Below are 18,543 nucleotides of genomic sequence, written 5' to 3' on the forward strand. Positions count from 1 at the left end.
CCCACCCCACCCGGAGACCCTCCATGGCACAGATCCCCCTGTCCCTGCTCACCACGATCGACCCGGTCGTCCGCGAGACCGCGATCTTCGCGCTGCTCGTCGACTCCCCGCGGACCGTCGTGCTGCGCCACGACATCCACGCCGCCGAGGGGCACCTTCGCCGCGCAGTCATCACGCAGGGCGGCACGGTCGAGGACGAGCGCCACGACCTCGAGCACGCCTGCCTCAGCTGCGCGGTGCGTGAAGACGCCCTCCCGACCTTGCGCAGGCTCGCGACCGACGGCCGCTGGGACGACATCGTGCTCGCCCTGCCCGTCTCGGCCGACTCCCTGCCCGTGAGCATCGCCCTCGACGCAGCCACCCACCCTGGGGCCGAGCTCGACATGGTCCGGCTCGCGACCGTCGCGACGGCGGTCGACGTCGACGAGGCCGAAGAGGACCTGCTCGGCATCGACTCCGTCGCCGAGCGCGGGATCGGGCTCACCGAGGACGACGAGCGCGCCGTCGGCGAGGTGCTCGCCGGGCACCTCGCGCACGCCGACCTCGTGGTCACCTCGAGCTCGGGCAGCACCCACCGCGGGCTCTCGGCGCGCTGCGGCGACGAGCTCGTCGACCACCTGCGCTCCCCCGACTCCCGGCGGATCGACGGCCTGCACGAGCTCAGCGCGCACCGCCTCACCTGCGCCGAGCACGACGCTCTCGCCGCCCAGCGCCGCTGCAACCCCCTGCACGCCCACGCCCACTCGTGGGAGAGCGCGCACGCCTGGAGCCTCGAGCTGCGCTCCGACCGGCCGATGCACCCCGAGCGCCTGCTCGACCGCATCGAAGAGCTCGGCACCGGGCGGGTGCGCAGCCGCGGGGTCTTCTGGCTGCCCAACCGCCCCGACTCGATCTGCCAGTGGGACGGCGCCGGCGGGCAGCTGTACCTGGGGCAGCTCGGCACCTGGGAGCGGCAGGAGCCGCACACCCGGCTCGTGTTCACGGGCGTCGCCCGCGGCGAGCGCGCCAGGCTGCGCGAGGTCTTCGAGGACGTGCTGCTCACGGATGCGGAGCTGGCGGACGGTGGCGCGGCGTGGCTCGGGCGGGAGGACGTGCTCGCTCCGTGGTTGGGGGAACGGTCCGACGCGGGGTGACGGCAAGGGGGCACTGCCGAAGTCATCGGGGAGGCCTCTCCGGGCTCAGGCGCACGCCAAGACGGCGCTGACCTCGGAGCACTCCCCGACCCTTGACACTCATATTCCGATGCTGGACTATGAGTGTCATGCTCAGCGTGACAGAGACGGCAACACGGACAGGCCTCTCGACTCGCCGCGTACGAGCGCTGATCTCCGGCGGGGTCCTGCGGGCGACGAAGGTGGGCGCCGCATACGTCGTCGACGACCGCGATCTCGACGACTTCCTGCGCCGCGAGCGCCCAGCCCACACACGCGCCTTCTCCCCGCGAGTCGCCTGGGCCGCGGCTGCGCTCCTCGACGGGGCGCAGGCTGGCTGGCTACGAGCGGACGAGCGCTCCCGCCTTCGATCCAGACTCACGTCTACGGGAGCCGCACCAGGGACCTGGCAAGCATGGACCGCCCGGCTCGCCCAGACACGAACCACGTTCAGAGCCTCGCCCGCCCAGGTCGAAGCAGTGCTGTCCGCGCCGTCGACAGTCCGATCAGGGCGCTCCGCATCCAACCTCGTCACCGACCCGCTCGTCGGGCTCGCCAGTGCCACCGTCTGGACCAGCACCCTCGACGACGTCGACCATCTCCGACGTCACCTGGGGCTGCTTCGCTCGGACGCAGGGAACGTGACGATCAGCACCCCTCCCCCGATCGGCCTCACCGCGCTGGGCACCGACGGGCACAACGCGTTCCGTCTCGTCGTCGCCCACGACCTCCTGACCGAGGACGACCCCCGCTCGACCTCCGCAGGCACCGCCCTGCTCAACGCCATCACCACATCCCGGGCCATCAGCTCGTGACCACCCCGACGGACGTGCTCGTAGAGATCGTCACGACACTGACGACCTCCGATCACCAGACCGCTCGCGCTCGGCTCGACACCCAGGGCCCTTCGGCCGGTCACCCTGCCGCCCTGGAGACCCTGAACAACCTCCTGCGCCAGCTCCCGGCGCACCACGTAGATCGTCTGCACCTGCACGACCTGCTCGCCTCGGTAGCACCAGAGACCAGCACAGCCTCCCTGCTCGCCGCCGCCGTTCTCTTGCGCAACGGGTCCCCGCGATTCCCGCAGATGCCTGGGCCACTTCTCATGCCCGCACTCGACCCCGTGCTGACGGAGACCTTCGCGGTGCTCCAGGCGCTCGGGGAGGCACGCTACCCCTGGACAGTCGTGGGCGGCCTGATGGTGATGACACACTGCGTCCGCCACGACGTCCCGTTCACCCGGGCGACCGGCGACGCCGACATCGCCGTCGGGGTCTTCACCCACCGCCGGGCCCTTCGAGAGCTCACCAGAGACATGACCCGGCTCGGGTTCGTCGACATCACCCCTGCATCTCTGGCAGGGGCAGACCTGTCCTACAGGTGGTCGCGCGACCCCGTCCTGATCGACCTCATCGTCCCCGAACGCGTCAACGACCAAGACACCGTCCCCCTGACTGCCTCCCGCCTGCCCGCAGTCGAGCTTCCCGGTGTCCAGCAGGCTCTCGCCCGCACGCAACGACTGGATGTCCAGCTCGACGACGGTCGTACCGGACCCGTCAGGGTGCCCGATCTGCTCGGCGCCCTCACCATCAAGTCGACCGCGGCCTTCGCCGACAGGCGGGAACCCGCCCGTCACCTCAGCGACCTCGTCGCTCTCCTCGACGCGCTGGCCGCCTCCGGAGACGTCGTGCGATATGCCGCCGAGATCCGTCACGAGGACCGCCGGCGCATCCAGCGAGGAGCTGATCGTCTGACCACCTCGCACTGGCTCAGATCCGCAGACTCCCCAGCCGCCCGGGACGCGCTCGAGCTCTTGCTCGGCACCTAGCCTCGAGGCTTGCTCACGGGCGCTCACCACCACCTCCCCGCGTGCCGCAGGCATGCCAGGTGAACGTTCGTGACCGCCCCGATGCCCCATGAGCGCATCGCCCACGACGGACAGAGCGGGTGAAAGTCGGCTAGAGCGCGTCACAAGACCGGTGCCCACAGCGTGTCTTCTCCAGAGGGGTCACATGCCAGCCGCGCCGAGGCGCCGGGCCGGCCATACCGCGGGGAGAGCACAGCATGACGAAGAAGGTCCAGAGCCGGACGTCGACCATCCTCGACGAGGTGGTCGTCCGAGGCGGGGCCGTGCGCCCACGCCGTGCAGGGGCGAGGCGCGCCCGGCTGAGCGGGCTCCTCTCGGGCGCTGTCGTGCTCGCGCTCCTCCTGGTCTCGACACTCCTGGCCTCCATGCCCTCGCAGGCGGTCGCTGAGACTCCGGAGCTCCTCTCAGCCGGTCCGGGTGTCCCCGCGCCCGGCGCTGTCGTGTTCCTCGAAGACTTCCAGAACGTCCCCGCAGGGCAGGCCCGGGCCTTCCAGAGCGGTCCCGGCGGCCGTGCGGCCTACGTCTCTGCCTACCCGGGCTACAGCGGGCACACCTACACGGGCTCGCCGGGCTGGACCGACGGCGCCCGGTGCAACGGTGTCATCCTGTCGCAGGCCTCGGCCACGCCTCCGGCCTGGGCGATCACAGGCGCCGCGAGCGCCTCCCCGTACGCCTGCGGGCTCGACGACGGCGTGCAGAGCTGGTCCTTCGTGCGGCTCCTGGCCCTGGCGATGGGGCAGCAGTTCGGCGGCTCGACGGGCAACTTCGTCTACACGTCCTACAGCGAGTGCAACCACACCACGACCGACGGGGGCACCTGCCCCGCGGTCCCCGCAGGTGAGAGGGACGGCGTGCTGTGGCAGACCACCACCCCGATCCCGCTGCCGGGCCCGAACCGGTACATGGCCTTCGGCGTCGACACGGCGGCTCTGTGCGGGGCTGCGTCTCAGAACCCTAGGTACCAGTTCGCCTACAGGGTGCCCGGGGCCCCCACCTGGACCTCGCTCGGTGACCCTGTCGAAGCCTGCAGCACCACGCAGAGCCCGAACACGGAGCACCGCGAACGCACGTACCCGCTCACCTCCGCCGCGACTGGCGGCATCACGTGGGAGGCCTTCGAGGGCCGCTCCCGCACGGTCGCCCTCAACCGCCTGTCTCCCGACGAGGTGGTTCGGCTGGCCGGAGGCCTGCTCGAGGTCAAGATGTACAACGCGACGACAGCCACGCTGGGCAACGACGGCGCCTTCGACAACGTGCGGGCGCTCGACGCGACCCCCCGGCTCGACAAGGCCTTCACCCCCTCCGTGGTCTCCGACGGCGAGACCTCGACGCTCCGGCTCACCGTCACCAACACCGCCGAGCTGAACGCGAAGACGGGCTGGAACCTCACCGACCGTCTCCCCGACAGTCTGCGTGCCACCGGGGAGAGCAGCACGACCTGCCTCGCATCTTCGGGTGCCGCGGGTTCCACGGCGCAGGTGACCGCCGCAGCGGGTTCCGGGGAGGTGGTGGTCCAGGGTTCCCTGGCAGAGTCTCAGGCCTCGTGCACAGTCGACGTGCAGGTCCAGGCGTGGGACGACGCGCTGGGGACCGGCGTCGGCGTCTACACGAACGGTCCGGAGAACTTCACGCCCGGCGCCGGCACCCCTGCGTGCTGGGACGGCATCACGTACGGCCTGTGCGGGCTGGAGGCCCCGGGCGAGGCGACGCTGACGGTCCTGCCCGTCGTCGACCTCTCGATCACCAAAGAGGCTGCCGCCGCGAGCTACGCAGCGGGTGAGCAGGTCGTCTACACAGTCACGGTGTCGAACGCGGCCTCGACAGCGGCGAATCCTGTCACGACGGCCGCGGACGTCGCCGTCACCGACCTGGTCCCGGCACGCGTCACAGAGCCGACCTGGACCTGCGCCTCGACGGGAGGAGCGACCTGCGGTGCGGCCGGCGGCACGGGCGACGTCGCCGACACCGTCACCATCCCACCTGGAGGATCGGTGGTCTACGTCGTGACCGGGCGGGTCGCTGCGGACGACCTCGACATGGAGGACATCACCAACGTCGCGCGGGCTACCCCACCCGCGGAGATGCTCCTTCCTCCGACCCCCGGCTCCCCCGCGCCCAGGATCCCGTTCCAGGTGGTCGACCCCGGGTGCTCACCGGGCGAAGGGTGCGAGGCCAGCGTCACGACACCCCGCGCCGAGCTCACAGTCCTCAAGTCCGCCGAGCCAGAGTCCGGGCACGCCCTGGGGCAGGACGACGTCGTGACCTACACCCTCACCTTCGACCACTCGGGGACCGACCCCGTCACGGTCGACTGGACGGACGACCTGCGAGGGGTGCTCGACGATGCACGCTTCGGCTCCCTGCTCGACGCGGGCGGGCTGACCGTGACCGGGCCGGAGGACGACCTGCTGAGGATCACCGGCACCATCTCGGCCGACACCCAGGTGGTGTACACAGTCGTGGTGAAGACCGCAGACCGCGGCGACAACCTGCTGCGCAACGTGGTCGTCGCGGGGTCCCAGCCCCCAGGCCCGGACGACCCGTGCGTGCCCGGTCTGTGCACCGAGCACCCGGTGCGCTACCTCCACGTCGAGAAGCTCAGCGCCGACGGGAGCGTGCGGCTCGGCGGAGCGGAGTTCGTGCTGCGGGCAGACGACGACGGTGCCCTGGGAGCCGAGCTCACCACGCCGGCCCTCACCACCGTCGCCGGTGAGACCGGCCTGTTCGTCAGCGGCGGGATCGAGGCGGGCACCTACTGGCTCGAGGAGACGCACGCACCGGAGGGGCACCAGCTCCTCGCGACCGCCGTCGGGCTCCAGGTCGGCGCCGACGGGGCTGTCACGCTGACCGCACCGTCCGCCCAGGTGCCGAACGTCGCCGTGTCCACGACGGACGGCATCAGCACCCTCTCGGTGACCGACCCCCGCGGGTTCGTCCTCCCGCTGGTCGGGGGCCACGGGAGCACCGCCACCTGGATCTCCGGCGGCCTGCTCCTGGCGGCCGCGGCGTGCCTCGTGGTCGGTCTGCGACGGGGTGAGACCAGGGAGGCTGCTCGCTCACCTCAGGGCTGATCGGTGAACTGGCGTCGGATGAAGTCGGCCATGCCAGGGACCGTGTAGGCGATCCGGCCGTGCTCGGGTGAGTAGATCAACCCCTTCTTGATCAGCTCCGAGCGGGTCGGACCCAACGAAGAGAGGCCTCGTCCGAGCCTTATGGCCACATCGGACGTCCGGGAGCCGCGCTCTCCGTCGCGGGCCATCGCCTGCAGATATGCGCGCTCTCCGGGTGTCGCGCGGTCCCACCGGGCGGGGAAGAACCCTTGGTCGAGCTGGGCGGTCCCGACCACGACGGCCGCCTCTGCGTCAGCAAGCGTGAACGGACGGGCCGGGGCGACGTCCCAGACGGCCTTCCCGTACTCCTGGAGGAAGTAGGGGTAGCCGTCGGCGGCTTCCACGAGGCGCGTCAGTGCGTCGTCGTCGAACGAGGCGCCCATCTCTTGAGCCGGCCGCGACAGCGCCCTGCGCGCAGCGTCGGGGACCAGGGGGCCGATCTGTCGGTACTCGAACAGTCGCTCAGCGTAGGAGCGCGCCTCGGAGAGCACGGAGGGAAGGTTCGGCAGGCCAGCACCGAAGACGTAGAACGGGAGCCCGTCCTGCCCCGCCGCATGCTGGGCCGCGAGGAGAGCCGTGAGGAGCTCTTCGTCCAGGTCCTGCATCTCGTCGACGAAGATGGCGAATCCCAGCCCCTTGTCCTTCATCGCGGTCGCGACGTCGGTGACCATCTCCTCAAGGTCGACCTCGAGGACACCTGAGTCCGCACGTCCTACGGCTCGGTCGACGCCGAGCGAGACTCCGCTCATCCCGAGAGACGCAGAGAAGGACGTGATGGACCCGAAAGCGGACTTCACCGCCTCTCCCGCGCGCTCGATCTTGGAGGAGCGTGCAGCGACGACCAGCTCCCGGGCGAGCTTCGCGCGGACGGAGTCGCGCCCCGTCTCAGTGGAGCGGGCCTCGACCGGAACCGTGATCCAGTCCCGCTGCTTCGCGTGGAGACGGAACGCGTTGAGAAGGACCGTCTTGCCAACACCCCGCAGGCCGGACAAGACGATCGCCCGGCTGTGGAGGCCATGCCGCGCCCGGGCCACGATCGTGTCTATCGACTCGATCTCCGCGTCGCGGCCCTCCAGAGCTTTCGGGCTGATCCCCGATCCGGGAGCGTAAGGGTTGAGCGTCCTGTCCATGTAGACAAGTCTAGGCGTCTATAGGCCAAAACCTATACCCGCCTACACATGGCTACATGTTCCTCGATCTCCCTCTCGTCACTCACCCGCAGAGCACGCTGGGGCGCCCCTGAAGCCTCTATGACTCGTGTCTCCCCCGGCCGCTGAAGCCCAGACCGGGGCTCGGCAGTCCGCCACGTCGACGCCCTGGCCCGCCCGGAGACGCTCGCTCTCGCTCCGGTCCGCACGGTCCTCGCAGCGCTCCGAGCAGTCGCGATCGTCGCGGCAGAGCAGACCAGCCGGTCCGACCCTCAGCCCTAGTACAGTCGTCCGATCCGCTGCACGACGACGTCCAGAGAAGGATCACGCATGCCCGACGAGCCCTACGCCGACTATCTCCTCACCTACTTCACCGGCGAGGACCACGCCGGTGGTGAGCAGGTGAGGTTCGCCGTGAGCCGCGGCGGCGACCCGCTGCGCTGGGACACCCTGGCAGGGGGCGAGGCCGTCCTCACCTCGGGCCTGGGCACGGGCGGCGTCCGCGACCCCTTCCTCGTGCGCAGGCCGTCGGGCGACGGGTTCTACCTCGTGGCGACCGACCTGCACATCCACCGCAGCCAGGACTGGATGGCCTGCCAGCGCACGGGCAGCCGGTCCCTCGTGGTGTGGGAGTCCCCCGACCTCGTCACCTGGAGCGAGCCCTGGCTCGCCGAGGTCGCCCCGCCGACGGCTGGGAACGTCTGGGCTCCCGAGGTCACCTGGCACGAGGAGACGTCGAGCTACGCGGTGTACTGGGCGTCGATGCTCTACCCGGCCGACGACCCGGAGCACCAGGGCGTCAGCTACAACCGCATGCTCGTCGCCCGGACCACGGACTTCCGCGAGTTCACGCCCGCGCAGGTGTGGGTCGACCCCGGGCACTCGGTCATCGACTCGACCGTGATCGAGCACGAGGGCACCTTCTACAGGTTCAGCAAGGACGAGCGCGAGGCACCCACCCCCGGGCTCGACGGCAAGTCTGTGCTGCTCGAGCGCTCCGACGACCTGCTGAGCACCGACTGGGAGTACGTCACGGGGGCGATCGGCATGTCGACCGACCCCGAGCTCGGCATCCGCCAGGGCGAGGGGCCCACCGTGACCAAGGCGCTCGACCGCGAGCGCTGGTACCTGTTCATCGACGAGTACGGCATGCGCGGCTACATCCCCTTCGAGACCGACGACCTCGACACCGGGACGTGGACCAAGAGCCCCGGCGCGGAGCTGCCCGTCGACCCGCGGCACGGCTCGATCGTGCCCATCACCGCGAGCGAGCGGGCGAGGCTCGTGGAGGCCTACGGGGTGTGAGGGGGCAGCGGTGGGTGAGGTACGGCGGGGTCTCAGGTGCCCGGCGGACGGCGGGGAGCGGCGGATCGCGGACCGCGGGTGCGCAGCGTCCTGGCCGAGGTGTGGGACGCCTGCCGGGCGGGTTGGCCAGGGTCGTCCGGTCTGTCGGGTGAAAGCAGGGTAGCCCTCGTCATACTTCGCGTCGTCGCAGGTCAGGCTTCGTAGGATCGGCAGCCTCCCTGATCTCAGACCTCGAAGGACCCGCCGTGCCCACGAGCAGCGAGCGTCCGCGGTGGAGCAGACCGCCGCGGGTGCCGAGCCACCTCATCCCCAAGCCTGACGTGTACGGCGTCCTCGACGCCGGGAACGCCGTCACCGTCCTGCGCGCCCCGCAGGGGTACGGCAAGTCCGCGCACGTGAGCGAGTGGCTCGAGCGCACGGGGCACCCGGCCGTGTGGATGACCGCGCGCCGCACCGAGGTGGCCGACGACTTCTGGTGGTCGATGCTCGAGCTCTTGGTGCACGCGGGGGTCGCGCCCAGGGCTGGCAGCGGCAGCGTGACCCAGGAGGGCACCGGGGCTGCGCCTGCGCCCGTGTCCCCCGCCGCCGCGGTGCGGGACGCGCTCGCGCGGTGGACCACGCCCTTCGTGCTGGTCGTCGACCACGTCGAGAAGGTCCGCACGGCCCGCGTGGACGCCGACCTCGCCCGGATGGTGCGCGCCTCGCCTGCCGTGCGGCTGGTCCTCTGCAGCCACCTGTCGAGCGACCCCGAGCACCTGGCGCGCCTGGGCATGGATACGGCCTTCGTCGAGGGCCAGTCCCTCGCCCTCACCCCGCGGGAGATCGCACGGCTCGCCGTCTCCCTCGACGCCGTGCTCGCCGACGGGGTCGTCCAGGGGCTGCACGACGACCTCTGGGGGTGGCCCGGTCTGGTCCGTGGTCTGCTCACGGCGTCGATCGGCACGGGCGAGGTGCCCCGGGCCGGCTGGGAGACCCTCGGCCCGTTGTTCGGCAACCGGTCGATCGACGGGTCTCCGGGCTCGCTCTTCGTCGTGGCCACGACCGTCGTCGACGAGCTCACCGTCGACCTCGCCCGGTCGCTCACCGGGAACGAGTCGGCCGAGACGATCCTCGAGACCCTCGAGGCCAGCGGTCTCGCGCGGTCCAGACCCGGTCCCCAGGGGCGCGTCTGGACGTACATGCCGCTGCTGCGCTCGCTGTCGACCTCCGGGTGGCCCAAGATCAGCTCGCTCGTGACCGACGCGCACAGGCAGGCCTCGCGCGTGCTCGCCGACGACCCGGCCCGCGCCCTGCACCACGCCGTCGCCGCGCAGGACTGGGACCGGGTCGTGGAGGTCGTCGACTCCGGATGGGTGCGGCTCGTGACGGACGCGCCGACAGCCCTCGGCGAGGCCCTCGAGCAGCTGCCCGCGGACCGCTTCCGGGCGATGCCGCGCCTCCTCATGGTCCGCGACGTGCTGCTCGGGTCACGCAACGACACGATCACGGCGCTGACCGTCCCGTGGCCCGAGCCGCACGAGGATCTCGACGAGTCGGCGCTGCGGGACGTGGTCGGGGTCGCCGTCGGGCAGATCATCGCGGACCGGCGTGCCCAGCGCTTCGAGGCCGCTGCGGAGACGGCCACCCGGATGGTCGACGCGCTGCGCGACGACCAGGGCCGGTACAGGCCGGGGACGGACGACGTCCTGCCCTTCCTGCTGCTGCACGCGGGTATCGCCCAGCTCGCCGCCGGCAGGCTCGACGCCGCGACAGACGACCTGCTCGCCTGCACCTGGGCCGGGACGGGCGGGGACCTCGAGCTCGTGGCCCGCACCGCGATCGAGACCGTCGCACTGATCGACGCCGTGCGCGGCTCGAACCAGCGCGCCCACGAGCACCTGGCCGTCGGGGCGACCCTCGCCGAGGCTCCCGAGCACCTCGCGCTCACGATGGACCTCGCCGCCCCGGCCGCCCGGGCCTTCCTCGCGATCGACACCCTCGACCTCGACGCGGCCGAGCGGCACCTCGCAGACCTCCCGGCCCAGGGCACGATCGAGCACCAGCGCCATGCCGCCTGGTACCTCGTCGACCTGGCGCGCGCGATGGTCTGCGCGCTCCGCGGTGACACGGACGGTGCGCTCACCACCCTCGAGAACGCCATGGTCTCGGCGGGCCACCGCCTCGTGGTCCCCTCCTTGGCCCACACGGTCCTCACCTCGACCCTCGCCCGGGTGCTCGCGTGCAGCGGCAACCCGACCCGGGCGACCAACCTCACCGTCGAGCACCCTGGGCTGCGCGGCGACGCCGCCCTGCGGTCCAGGCTCGTCCTCGACGCGGGCGACGCCGTCGGAGCCGTCGAGATCTGCACCACCGCGCTCTGGCGCGAGGCCCCGAGCCCCCGCGAGCGCGTCACCGTGCTGCTCGTCGACATGGAGGCCCGCGACGTCCTCGGCGACGCAGACGGTGCTCGGTCGGCGCTGCGCCGCGCCGTCCAGACCTCCGGACCGGAGCTGCTCCACCCCTATGCGCTGACCGACCGCGCGGTGCTCGAGAGGGTCGCCGCGCAGGTGCCCGAGGCCGCAGAGGTCATGGAGCGGCTGCGGGCCGCGGCCATCCCGGCACGCGTCGCGCAGCGCGTGCCTGTCGTCGAGCTCTCCGAGCGCGAGGTCGCCGTGCTCCACGAGCTTGCGACGGGTGCGCCTGTCGACCTGGTCGCCCAGCAGCTCTTCGTGTCGGTCAACACCGTGAAGAGCCAGCTGCGCTCGCTCTACCGCAAGCTCGGCGTGACCAGCCGCGGCGCGGCCCTCGCCGAGGGCGCCAGGCTGGGGTTCCTCGGTCAGGACCGGGCTGGGGACGCGTAGGACGAAGACCGCGCGGAGCCGCAGGCGACCAGCAGGTCTCGCTGCGGGCCGCTCTCCTCGGGCAGAGGGCTGGGTGCTCGGGCGACGTCTCAGTCCTCGGGCGACGTCTCAGTCCTCGCGGTGCGCGTCCCACCAGTCGAGGACGCGGATGCCGTGCAGCGTGAGCCACCTCGACGGTTCCCCGGCCGGCACGTCGACCTCGAACCACACCCGCCCGGGGTGGCGGCGCTCCTGGGTCCACGTCCCGTCGGGCTGGCGCGCTGCCCGGACCACCTCGACGGCCTCGGCGAGGCGCGGGTCGGGCGGTTCGGCGTCGTGCAGCGACGCCGAGCGAAAGTGGTCGAGGGCGTTGAGCACGCTGTAGAAGGACCTGAACGGGTACGCGAAGCGGGTCACCCACGGAGCGATCAGCTCCCCTGTCGAGAGCCTGCGCAGCAGGTGCCGCTCGAGCAGGTACTCCTCCCCGGCGCGCCGGGCCGCCCGCAGCGAGGCCACGAGCTCCGGGGGCGTCCCTGGGACGGCTGCCTTCTCGTAGCCCAGCAGCCCCTTGACGGCGTTGAGCGTCGAGTGCACGGAGGACCGCGTGGCCCCGTCGACCCACTCGCAGTTCCAGCCGCCGTCGGCCAGCTGGTGCTCGACGAACCACCGGGCGATCCCCGAGACGTCAGCCCCGAGCCACGCGCCGTTCTCGAGGGTGAAGGCGTTGATGCACACGTCGACCTCGCCGCCCCAGTACGGCAGGTCGTCGTACTCCCAACGGCACACGGCGTCGAGACGCTCAGCGGTCCCGGCGAGGACGTCGGGGTCGAGCCCCCACTCGCGCAGCGACACGAGGGACCAGGTGGTCGCGGTCCACGGCTGCCCGGCGCCCGGGGCCGCCTCAGGTCCCTGGAAGTCGAAGCCCGCCGGGAAGAACGCGCCCCCGGCCCAGCGTCCGTCGTCGTCCTGGAGCGCGAGCAGCCGCGCGCCGAAGCCCTCGGTCGCGACGCGCGCCCGCGTGGGTTCCCACACGGCCGGAGGCGCACCGGCGAGGTCACGCTCGACCTGCCAGCGCAGGGCGGGGTCGGAGTCGAGCAGCCACGGCAGGAGGTCGTCGTCGATCGCCATGCGGGCGACGCTACCCCTCGCCCGTCGCCGCGACGAGGGGGCGGGTGGAGCCGCTGGTCAGGGGGATGACGGGGGTCTCACCCCGGGATTCACCCTGGACCTGAGCGCATCTCAAGGTGGCGCTGGTGCCATGGATCGGTGCCCCGTCCTGAGCGGCACGCCTTGCCTCAGCCGGTCGGCTCGACCGGCGAAAGCCCCCGGAGCACCTCATGCCGCACCCTTCCACGCCCCTGCCCGGACTCTCCGTCCGCCCGACGCAGGACGGGAGGGGGCGACGCCGCGCCCGGACCGTCGCCGTGTCGATCATGCTCGCGCTCGTCGGGCTGACGCTGCCACCCGTGGCGGCCGTCGCGGCCGACGAGCCTGCCGTGAGCCAGACGCTCGCACCGAGCCCCGCACCGGCGCCGGCTCCCTCGACGACCGCCGACGAGACGGGACTGGCTCCGGAGGGGGCCGTGGACACGCGGTCCACCGACGAGCCTGCGCCTGCCGCGACCGCCCCCGAGGCCCCGGGAGCCACCGAGGGCACAGACCCCAACGACGCCCCGGCCCAGCGCCAGGGCGCGGTCATCGCTGCGGACCTCCCGACGAGCCAGGTGAACGTCACCAAGACGAACGACGTCGTGGGTGCACTCACCCCCGGCAAGGAGTTCACCTACCAGATCACCGTCAAGTGCTCCGGCCTCACCGTCGACTGCGTCGACGAGACCGTGACCGACGTGCTGCCCGCGGGCCTCGACGTGACGAGCCTGCCGCCGTCGACCCCCTCGCGGACCGTCACCTACGACGAGACGACCCGTGAGCTCACCGTCCAGTTCGTCGACGCGCTGCAGGAGCCCGTCGGCGAGAAGGGCCTGACCGCAGGCTCGGCCGTCAACCTCACGATCGGCATGCGTCTGCCGGCCGACACCACGCTGCTCGACGGCAGCACGGTCTCGAACACCGCGACGGTCGTCGCCGAGAACGCCGAGCCGCACTCCTCCACCTCCGACCTCGTCGTCTCCGTCCCGCGCGTCGTGACACCCGTCGCGACGAAGCGCTGGGACAGCCCCGCCAACGTCGCGGGCACAGGGTCCACGAGCACGATCGTGCTCGGGGTCCGCAACACCTCGTCGACCTCGGCCGAGGTGACCGAGCTGTCCGTCAGCGACAGCACCCCCACGACCTTCGAGCACTTCGACCTCACCGACGCCACGCTCCTGACCCTCCCGGCCGGCGCGACCACGGCCCAGCTCTTCGTGGTCGTCGACGGTGCCGAGGTGCCGGCCGGCCAGCTCACGGCCCCCGGCGCCTTCGACCTGCCCGCGGGCGTGGACGCGACCGCCGTCACCGGGGCGCGCATCGCCTTCACCGCAGGCGGGGCCGCGCTCCCCTACGACGCGACCGGCGGGTCGGTCTCCCTCGACATGGTCCTGCGCGACACGCTCCGCTCGACAGGCGAGCCGCTGCGCCCCAGCAGCCGGATCATCGTGGACAACTGCGCTGTCCCCGGCGCCGTCGACGCCGTCGCCGGTCCGTCGACAGGGACGCAGGTCTGCGCGAGCACGCAGATCCTCCCCGACACCCTCGTCCTCGGCGCGACCAAGGACTACTTCCCCGACACCGACGCCAGCTACACCGAAGACACCGGTGAGCACGCGGTGATCGGCCACGACTCCCCGGTGACCGCGATCGTCTCGATCACCAACCGGTCCCCCTTCAAGATCGCCGAGATCGTCGTCCGCGAGCCGCACAGCGCCCCGGTCGGAGACCCGAGCGCGAGCGAGCTCGAGAAGCTCGACGTCGCGCAGGTGCGCTGGGTGCTGCCGCAGGGTGGCACGAGCGCCCAGGTGCTCGTCACCTACGCCGACGGCACCATGACCGAGCAGACGTACACGGCAGACGGCACCGCCCCGACCGAGGCAGGCAAGCGCGTCACCGGCGTGACCATCACCTACTCGGGCCGCGACGCCGACGGCAACCCCAGCATCGCCGAGAGCGCGACAGCCCGGCTCGGCATCCACGGCACGCTCAACGACCTGGTGACCGACGACGACCTGGCCGACGGCACCAGCCCCTTCGTGCTCAACGTCGCCGGGTACACAGGATCAGCCGGCCGCACCGACAGCACAGGCACCACCTCCGGGACCGTCTCGGGGCACCTCGAGGTCGAGACCGCGAACCCGAGCCTCGGCGGCACCAAGACCGTCGGCCAGACCTCGGTCCCCGAGGACCAGCCGATCCCCTTCACGCTGCGGGTGGTCAACAACGGCAACATCGCCCTCGTCTCCCCGGTCGTCTCCGACCCCCGCACCGAGCCTGACGGCACGCCCGTCGCGGCAGGCAACCCCTTCGACTCGCTCCGCCTCACGAGCGCCTCGGTCGACAAGTCCGCCAGCACCCCCGGGGTGGCCATCGAGGTCTACGACCCTGTCGCCGCGGCCTGGGTCGCGTACACGGGCGTCGCAGCCGACGTCCTCGAGCGCGCGACAGGCGTCCGCGCCCGGATGGACGGCGAGCTCACGCCCACCAAGGGCTTCACGCTCAACCTGCGCACCGAGCGCCGCCCCGGTGTCCCCGACGGCGTCGTCATCACCAACTGCTACACCCCGACCGCGGGCGGCTACGTCGGCACCGAGGCGTGCTCTCCGCAGATCGAGACCGGCCCGGCCAACGACGCCGGCTCGCTCAACAAGTCGATCGCCCCGGCGACGCTCCCCGAGTGGGTCCCCGGGCTCTCCCAGCAGACCGCGACGGTCACGCTCACGGCCCGCAACACCGGCAACATGAGCATGAAGTCGCTCCAGATGACCGACCAGGACCCCGACTTCTTCGACGCCGTCGACTTCCGCACCTTCACAGGGCTCCGCATGCCGGCCGGCGCGGACCGCGTCCAGGTCGACGCCTTCTCCGGCGGCGCCTGGGTGACAGGCACGCCGCGGACCACGGCCGTCCTGCCGAACGGCGTCAGCGCCGCGTCGGTCACCGGGCTGCGCGCTACCTTCACGTCGACGAGCGCCGTCAACGACGGCTACATGCTCACGCCGTGCGAGGACACCATGTGCTCGGGCCGCCTGCTCTTCACGGTGAGCCCGCGCCAGCACCCGCGCAGCGACGCCACGGCCGAGGTCCCTGCCACGCTGACCAACACCGTCAGCGCCAGGTACCACACCTTCCTCAACCCGGTCTCGGGTGACCCCCGCGAGATCGACCCCGTCGACGCGACCCTCGCACTCGTCGAGGGGACGTCGAGCATGGCGGTCTCCAAGACCCCCAACTCGTCGATCGAACCGGGTGAGGTGGCCCCCTTCAGGCTCACCGTGCGCAACACCGGCACCTCGAACATCAGCGACCTCGTGGTCAAGGACCTCCTGCCCGTCGGGCTCGAGCTCGACGAGAGCTTCGCCGGCGACGGCGGGCAGCCTTTCAAGGTCGTCGACGTGACGGTGCCCGCAGGGACGCCACCCGTGCCCGCGCCGGTCTTCACCGCGACACCTGACGGCGAGCGCACAGCGGGTCTCGCCTGGGACTTCTCGACCAGCGCCGACGGCCAGCCGTGGGTCCTGGCCCCGAGCGCGCGCCTCACCATCGAGATCCAGGTGCGCCTCGAGCCCGGAGTGACGACCAACCAGGTCATCACCAACACCATGGGGGCGACCGGGACCGGCCCGTCCTTCACCTGCGACGCCGCGTCCCAGACCGACGGCGCCTTCGGCCCCGGCACGTACTGCACGGCGAGCGCCGGTGTGACCGTCAAGGGCGGAGCCGCGTTCAGCGCCCGCAAGTGGGTCGCCGGGACCGTCGAGCTCGGCTGGTACAACACCCGGACGAAGACCGCCGTCGCTGTCGGCGGACCGCAGTGCCCGTCGCGCGTCGGCCCCGACGGCGTCGTCTACACGGCCTTCCCGTGCATCGCGCTCGTCAACCCGGGCGACCAGTTCCAGTACCTGCTGCGCCTGGTCAACGCGGGCACCGAGTCCGCGACGAACATGCGGATCGTCGACAGGTTCCCCGTCCAGGGCGACACCGGCGTGATCCTCGACCAGTCCCGCGGGACTCAGTGGACCACGCGTCCGACGCTCGCGACCGAGCCCGTGCTCAGCGGCCCCGGCGCGATGACCACCCGGTACACGACCGAGTCCACGATCTGCACCTCCGACCTCGACATGGGTGGGGCGGGCTCCTCCGCGCCACAGTGCGCGGGATCCGAGTGGGCTGCGCCCTTCTCCCCCGACGTCACCGCGGCGTCGATGGACCTCACCTTCGCGACACCGCTCGTGCCGGGTGGCGCCGTCGACATCACCTTCGCGATGACCTCCCCGGTCGACGCGACCGAGGTGGCCAACCCCTCGGTCGCGTGGAACTCCTTCGCGCACGCCGAGACGACCCAGCGCGGCGGGGGCTCGTACGTGCTGCCCTCGACCGAGCCCATCCAGGTCGGCGTCGGGCTCATGTTCGGCAGCCTCGAGATCTCGAAGGAGATCGGTGAGAACCCCTACGGTCTCGCCCTCGACGACGTCGACTTCGGCGTGCGCGTCGTGTGCACCGTCGACCCCGTCGGCGGCGACGTGACCACGGTCCGCGACGAGACGCTCTCGGTCTCCGTCGACACCCCTGTCCGCGTGGACGGCATCCCGTCCGGTGCCGAGTGCGCCGTGTGGGAGACCGACCCTCGCGGCGGCGCGGGAGACGCGACCGAGGCCGACCCCTTCAGGGTCACCATCCCCGCGGACCCGACGAGCACGACGGCTCCCCAGCAGGTGCGGATCACCAACGACTTCTCGACCACGCGCCTCGCGCTCGTCAAGGACGTCGTCGGCAAGGCCGCACCGTATGCGCAGACCACCTACCCGGCAGCCGTGACCTGCACCTACGGCGGAGCGCCCGTCGCGGGCTTCGACCCCCTCCAGGTGACGGTGAGCTCGCTCGAGCCGACCGTCGTTGACGTGCCCTCGGGCGCTGAGTGCTCCGTCCTCGAGACCGACGCCGGCGGAGCCTCGAAGGTCACCTATGGCGAGGACGCGACAGACGACGTCTCCAAGCCGACACCCACGGCCGTCGGCGAGGTCGCGACCCTCGCGATCGTCAACGAGTTCCGGGCAGGCTCGCTCGTCGTCGCGAAGGACTTCACGGGGCCGGGCACCGACGGGCTGTCGGCTGGGCCGTTCACCTTCTCGGTGGTCTGCTCCCTCGACGGCCGTGCCGACGTCGTCTCGTCCGAGCTGGTCGTCTCCGGCGACGGCTCGGGCACGACGCTCTACTCCGAGCCCCTCGACGGGCTCCCCGTCGGCGCCGAGTGCGTGGTCACCGAGACGGGCACCGGCGGGGCCGACACCACCCCGGCTCCCGTCACGGTGACGATCCCCGACGCTGTCGAGGGCCTCGAGCAGACTGTCGTCGCCGGCTTCACCAACGTGTTCTCGGCCGCGACGCTCGACCTCACCAAGATCGTCGACGGCGACGCCGCCGACACCGAGGCGGTGCGCGACGCGGAGTTCACGGTCCTGGTCACCTGCCAGGTCGAGGCCTCTGACGGGACGATCCTCACGCTCGGGTCGGCCTCGACGCAGATCCGTGGTGGCGAGACGCTGAGGCTCGTCGACGCCGACGGCGCCGACCTGCTGCTGCCGAACGGGGCGCACTGCTTCGCCGCGGAGACCGAGACCGGTGGCGCGACGACTGTCACCATCGACGCCGACTCCTACGAGACCGCCGTGGTCGTCGGCACGAGCGACGAGGTGCAGGAGATCGGCCTGACTGTCGTCAACACCTTCACGACGCCGCCCGAGCCCGTCGAGCCGACGGGCCCGACAGGCCCGTCGGTCGACCCGTCGACCCCGGCCGGGCCGGGATCGACCCCGGGTGACGGTGACGTCCCGGCTGCCGCGGGCGGCCTGCCCGTGACGGGTGCCGACGTGGCGTGGATCAGCGTCGTCGCGCTGCTGCTCGTCTCTGCGGGCGCCGTGCTCGTGGTCCGTCGCCGCCGCACGGCCGACGCGAGAGGTGAGACGCAGGGCTGACACACCCTCGGACGGC

Annotated in this window: 9 protein-coding genes; 7 read left to right on the forward strand and 2 right to left on the reverse strand. The window is 71.8% G+C overall.

Annotation, left to right across the window (positions count from 1 at the left end; translation table 11 throughout):
• Nucleotides 1-23 precede the first annotated feature (23 nt).
• The 4 genes from HZZ10_RS14680 (at nucleotide 24) to HZZ10_RS14695 (ending at nucleotide 6,089) form a co-directional block, all read left to right on the forward strand.
• Nucleotides 24-1,133, forward strand: coding sequence for a CobW family GTP-binding protein (locus tag HZZ10_RS14680; RefSeq protein ID WP_179914065.1), 1,110 nt, complete (start codon nucleotides 24-26; stop codon nucleotides 1,131-1,133).
• A gap of 128 nt (nucleotides 1,134-1,261) precedes the next feature.
• A complete protein-coding gene (locus tag HZZ10_RS20220) occupies nucleotides 1,262-1,966 on the forward strand; it encodes a helix-turn-helix domain-containing protein (protein ID WP_179914066.1) in 705 nt (234 codons plus the stop codon).
• Entirely contained in the window at nucleotides 1,963-2,979 is a 1,017-nt protein-coding gene (locus HZZ10_RS14690; RefSeq protein ID WP_179914067.1) for a hypothetical protein, read from the forward strand. Before HZZ10_RS20220 ends, HZZ10_RS14690 begins: the two co-directional genes overlap by 4 nt.
• Before the next feature lie 236 nt (nucleotides 2,980-3,215).
• Nucleotides 3,216-6,089 carry a DUF7927 domain-containing protein gene (locus HZZ10_RS14695; RefSeq protein WP_179914068.1) on the forward strand — a complete coding sequence of 958 codons (2,874 nt, stop codon included), beginning with the start codon at nucleotides 3,216-3,218 and terminating at the stop codon, nucleotides 6,087-6,089.
• On the opposite strand, the gene HZZ10_RS14700 is transcribed toward HZZ10_RS14695, so the two are convergent.
• On the reverse strand, nucleotides 6,080-7,258 hold the full coding sequence (locus HZZ10_RS14700) for an ATP-binding protein (RefSeq protein WP_179914069.1): 1,179 nt from the start codon (nucleotides 7,256-7,258) through the stop codon (nucleotides 6,080-6,082). The two genes, HZZ10_RS14695 and HZZ10_RS14700, sit on opposite strands and share 10 nt — an antisense overlap.
• A gap of 348 nt (nucleotides 7,259-7,606) precedes the next feature.
• On the opposite strand from HZZ10_RS14700, the gene HZZ10_RS14705 reads away from it, so the two are divergent.
• Complete coding sequence (locus HZZ10_RS14705) at nucleotides 7,607-8,581, forward strand: glycoside hydrolase family 43 protein (protein ID WP_179914070.1); 975 nt, start codon at nucleotides 7,607-7,609, stop codon at nucleotides 8,579-8,581.
• Nucleotides 8,582-8,826: 245 nt separating this feature from the next.
• On the forward strand, nucleotides 8,827-11,421 hold the full coding sequence (locus HZZ10_RS20090; RefSeq protein WP_179914071.1) for a LuxR C-terminal-related transcriptional regulator: 2,595 nt from the start codon (nucleotides 8,827-8,829) through the stop codon (nucleotides 11,419-11,421).
• A 108-nt stretch (nucleotides 11,422-11,529) separates the two neighbouring features.
• Here the strand turns inward: HZZ10_RS20090 and HZZ10_RS14715 are convergent, their stop codons facing one another.
• Nucleotides 11,530-12,528: a squalene cyclase gene (locus HZZ10_RS14715; RefSeq protein WP_179914072.1), complete on the reverse strand. Its 999-nt coding sequence runs from the start codon at nucleotides 12,526-12,528 to the stop codon at nucleotides 11,530-11,532.
• A gap of 209 nt (nucleotides 12,529-12,737) precedes the next feature.
• On the opposite strand from HZZ10_RS14715, the gene HZZ10_RS14720 reads away from it, so the two are divergent.
• Nucleotides 12,738-18,527: a DUF5979 domain-containing protein gene (locus HZZ10_RS14720; protein ID WP_179914073.1), complete on the forward strand. Its 5,790-nt coding sequence runs from the start codon at nucleotides 12,738-12,740 to the stop codon at nucleotides 18,525-18,527.
• Nucleotides 18,528-18,543: the final 16 nt, after the last annotated feature.

It is taken from the genome of Sanguibacter inulinus (assembly GCF_013415325.1).
GTDB classification, from domain to species: domain Bacteria; phylum Actinomycetota; class Actinomycetes; order Actinomycetales; family Cellulomonadaceae; genus Sanguibacter; species Sanguibacter inulinus.

Excerpts from the sequence above, each read along its gene's own strand:
- HZZ10_RS14695 (WP_179914068.1), top strand. The coding sequence starts at position 3,216 with ATGACGAAGAAGGTCCAGAGCCGGACGTCGACCATCCTCGACGAGGTG.
- HZZ10_RS14705 (WP_179914070.1), top strand. The coding sequence starts at position 7,607 with ATGCCCGACGAGCCCTACGCCGACTATCTCCTCACCTACTTCACCGGC.
- HZZ10_RS14680 (WP_179914065.1), top strand. The coding sequence starts at position 24 with ATGGCACAGATCCCCCTGTCCCTGCTCACCACGATCGACCCGGTCGTC.
- HZZ10_RS14715 (WP_179914072.1), bottom strand. The coding sequence starts at position 12,528 with ATGGCGATCGACGACGACCTCCTGCCGTGGCTGCTCGACTCCGACCCC.
- HZZ10_RS14720 (WP_179914073.1), top strand. The coding sequence starts at position 12,738 with ATGCCGCACCCTTCCACGCCCCTGCCCGGACTCTCCGTCCGCCCGACG.
- HZZ10_RS20220 (WP_179914066.1), top strand. The coding sequence starts at position 1,262 with ATGCTCAGCGTGACAGAGACGGCAACACGGACAGGCCTCTCGACTCGC.
- HZZ10_RS14700 (WP_179914069.1), bottom strand. The coding sequence starts at position 7,258 with ATGGACAGGACGCTCAACCCTTACGCTCCCGGATCGGGGATCAGCCCG.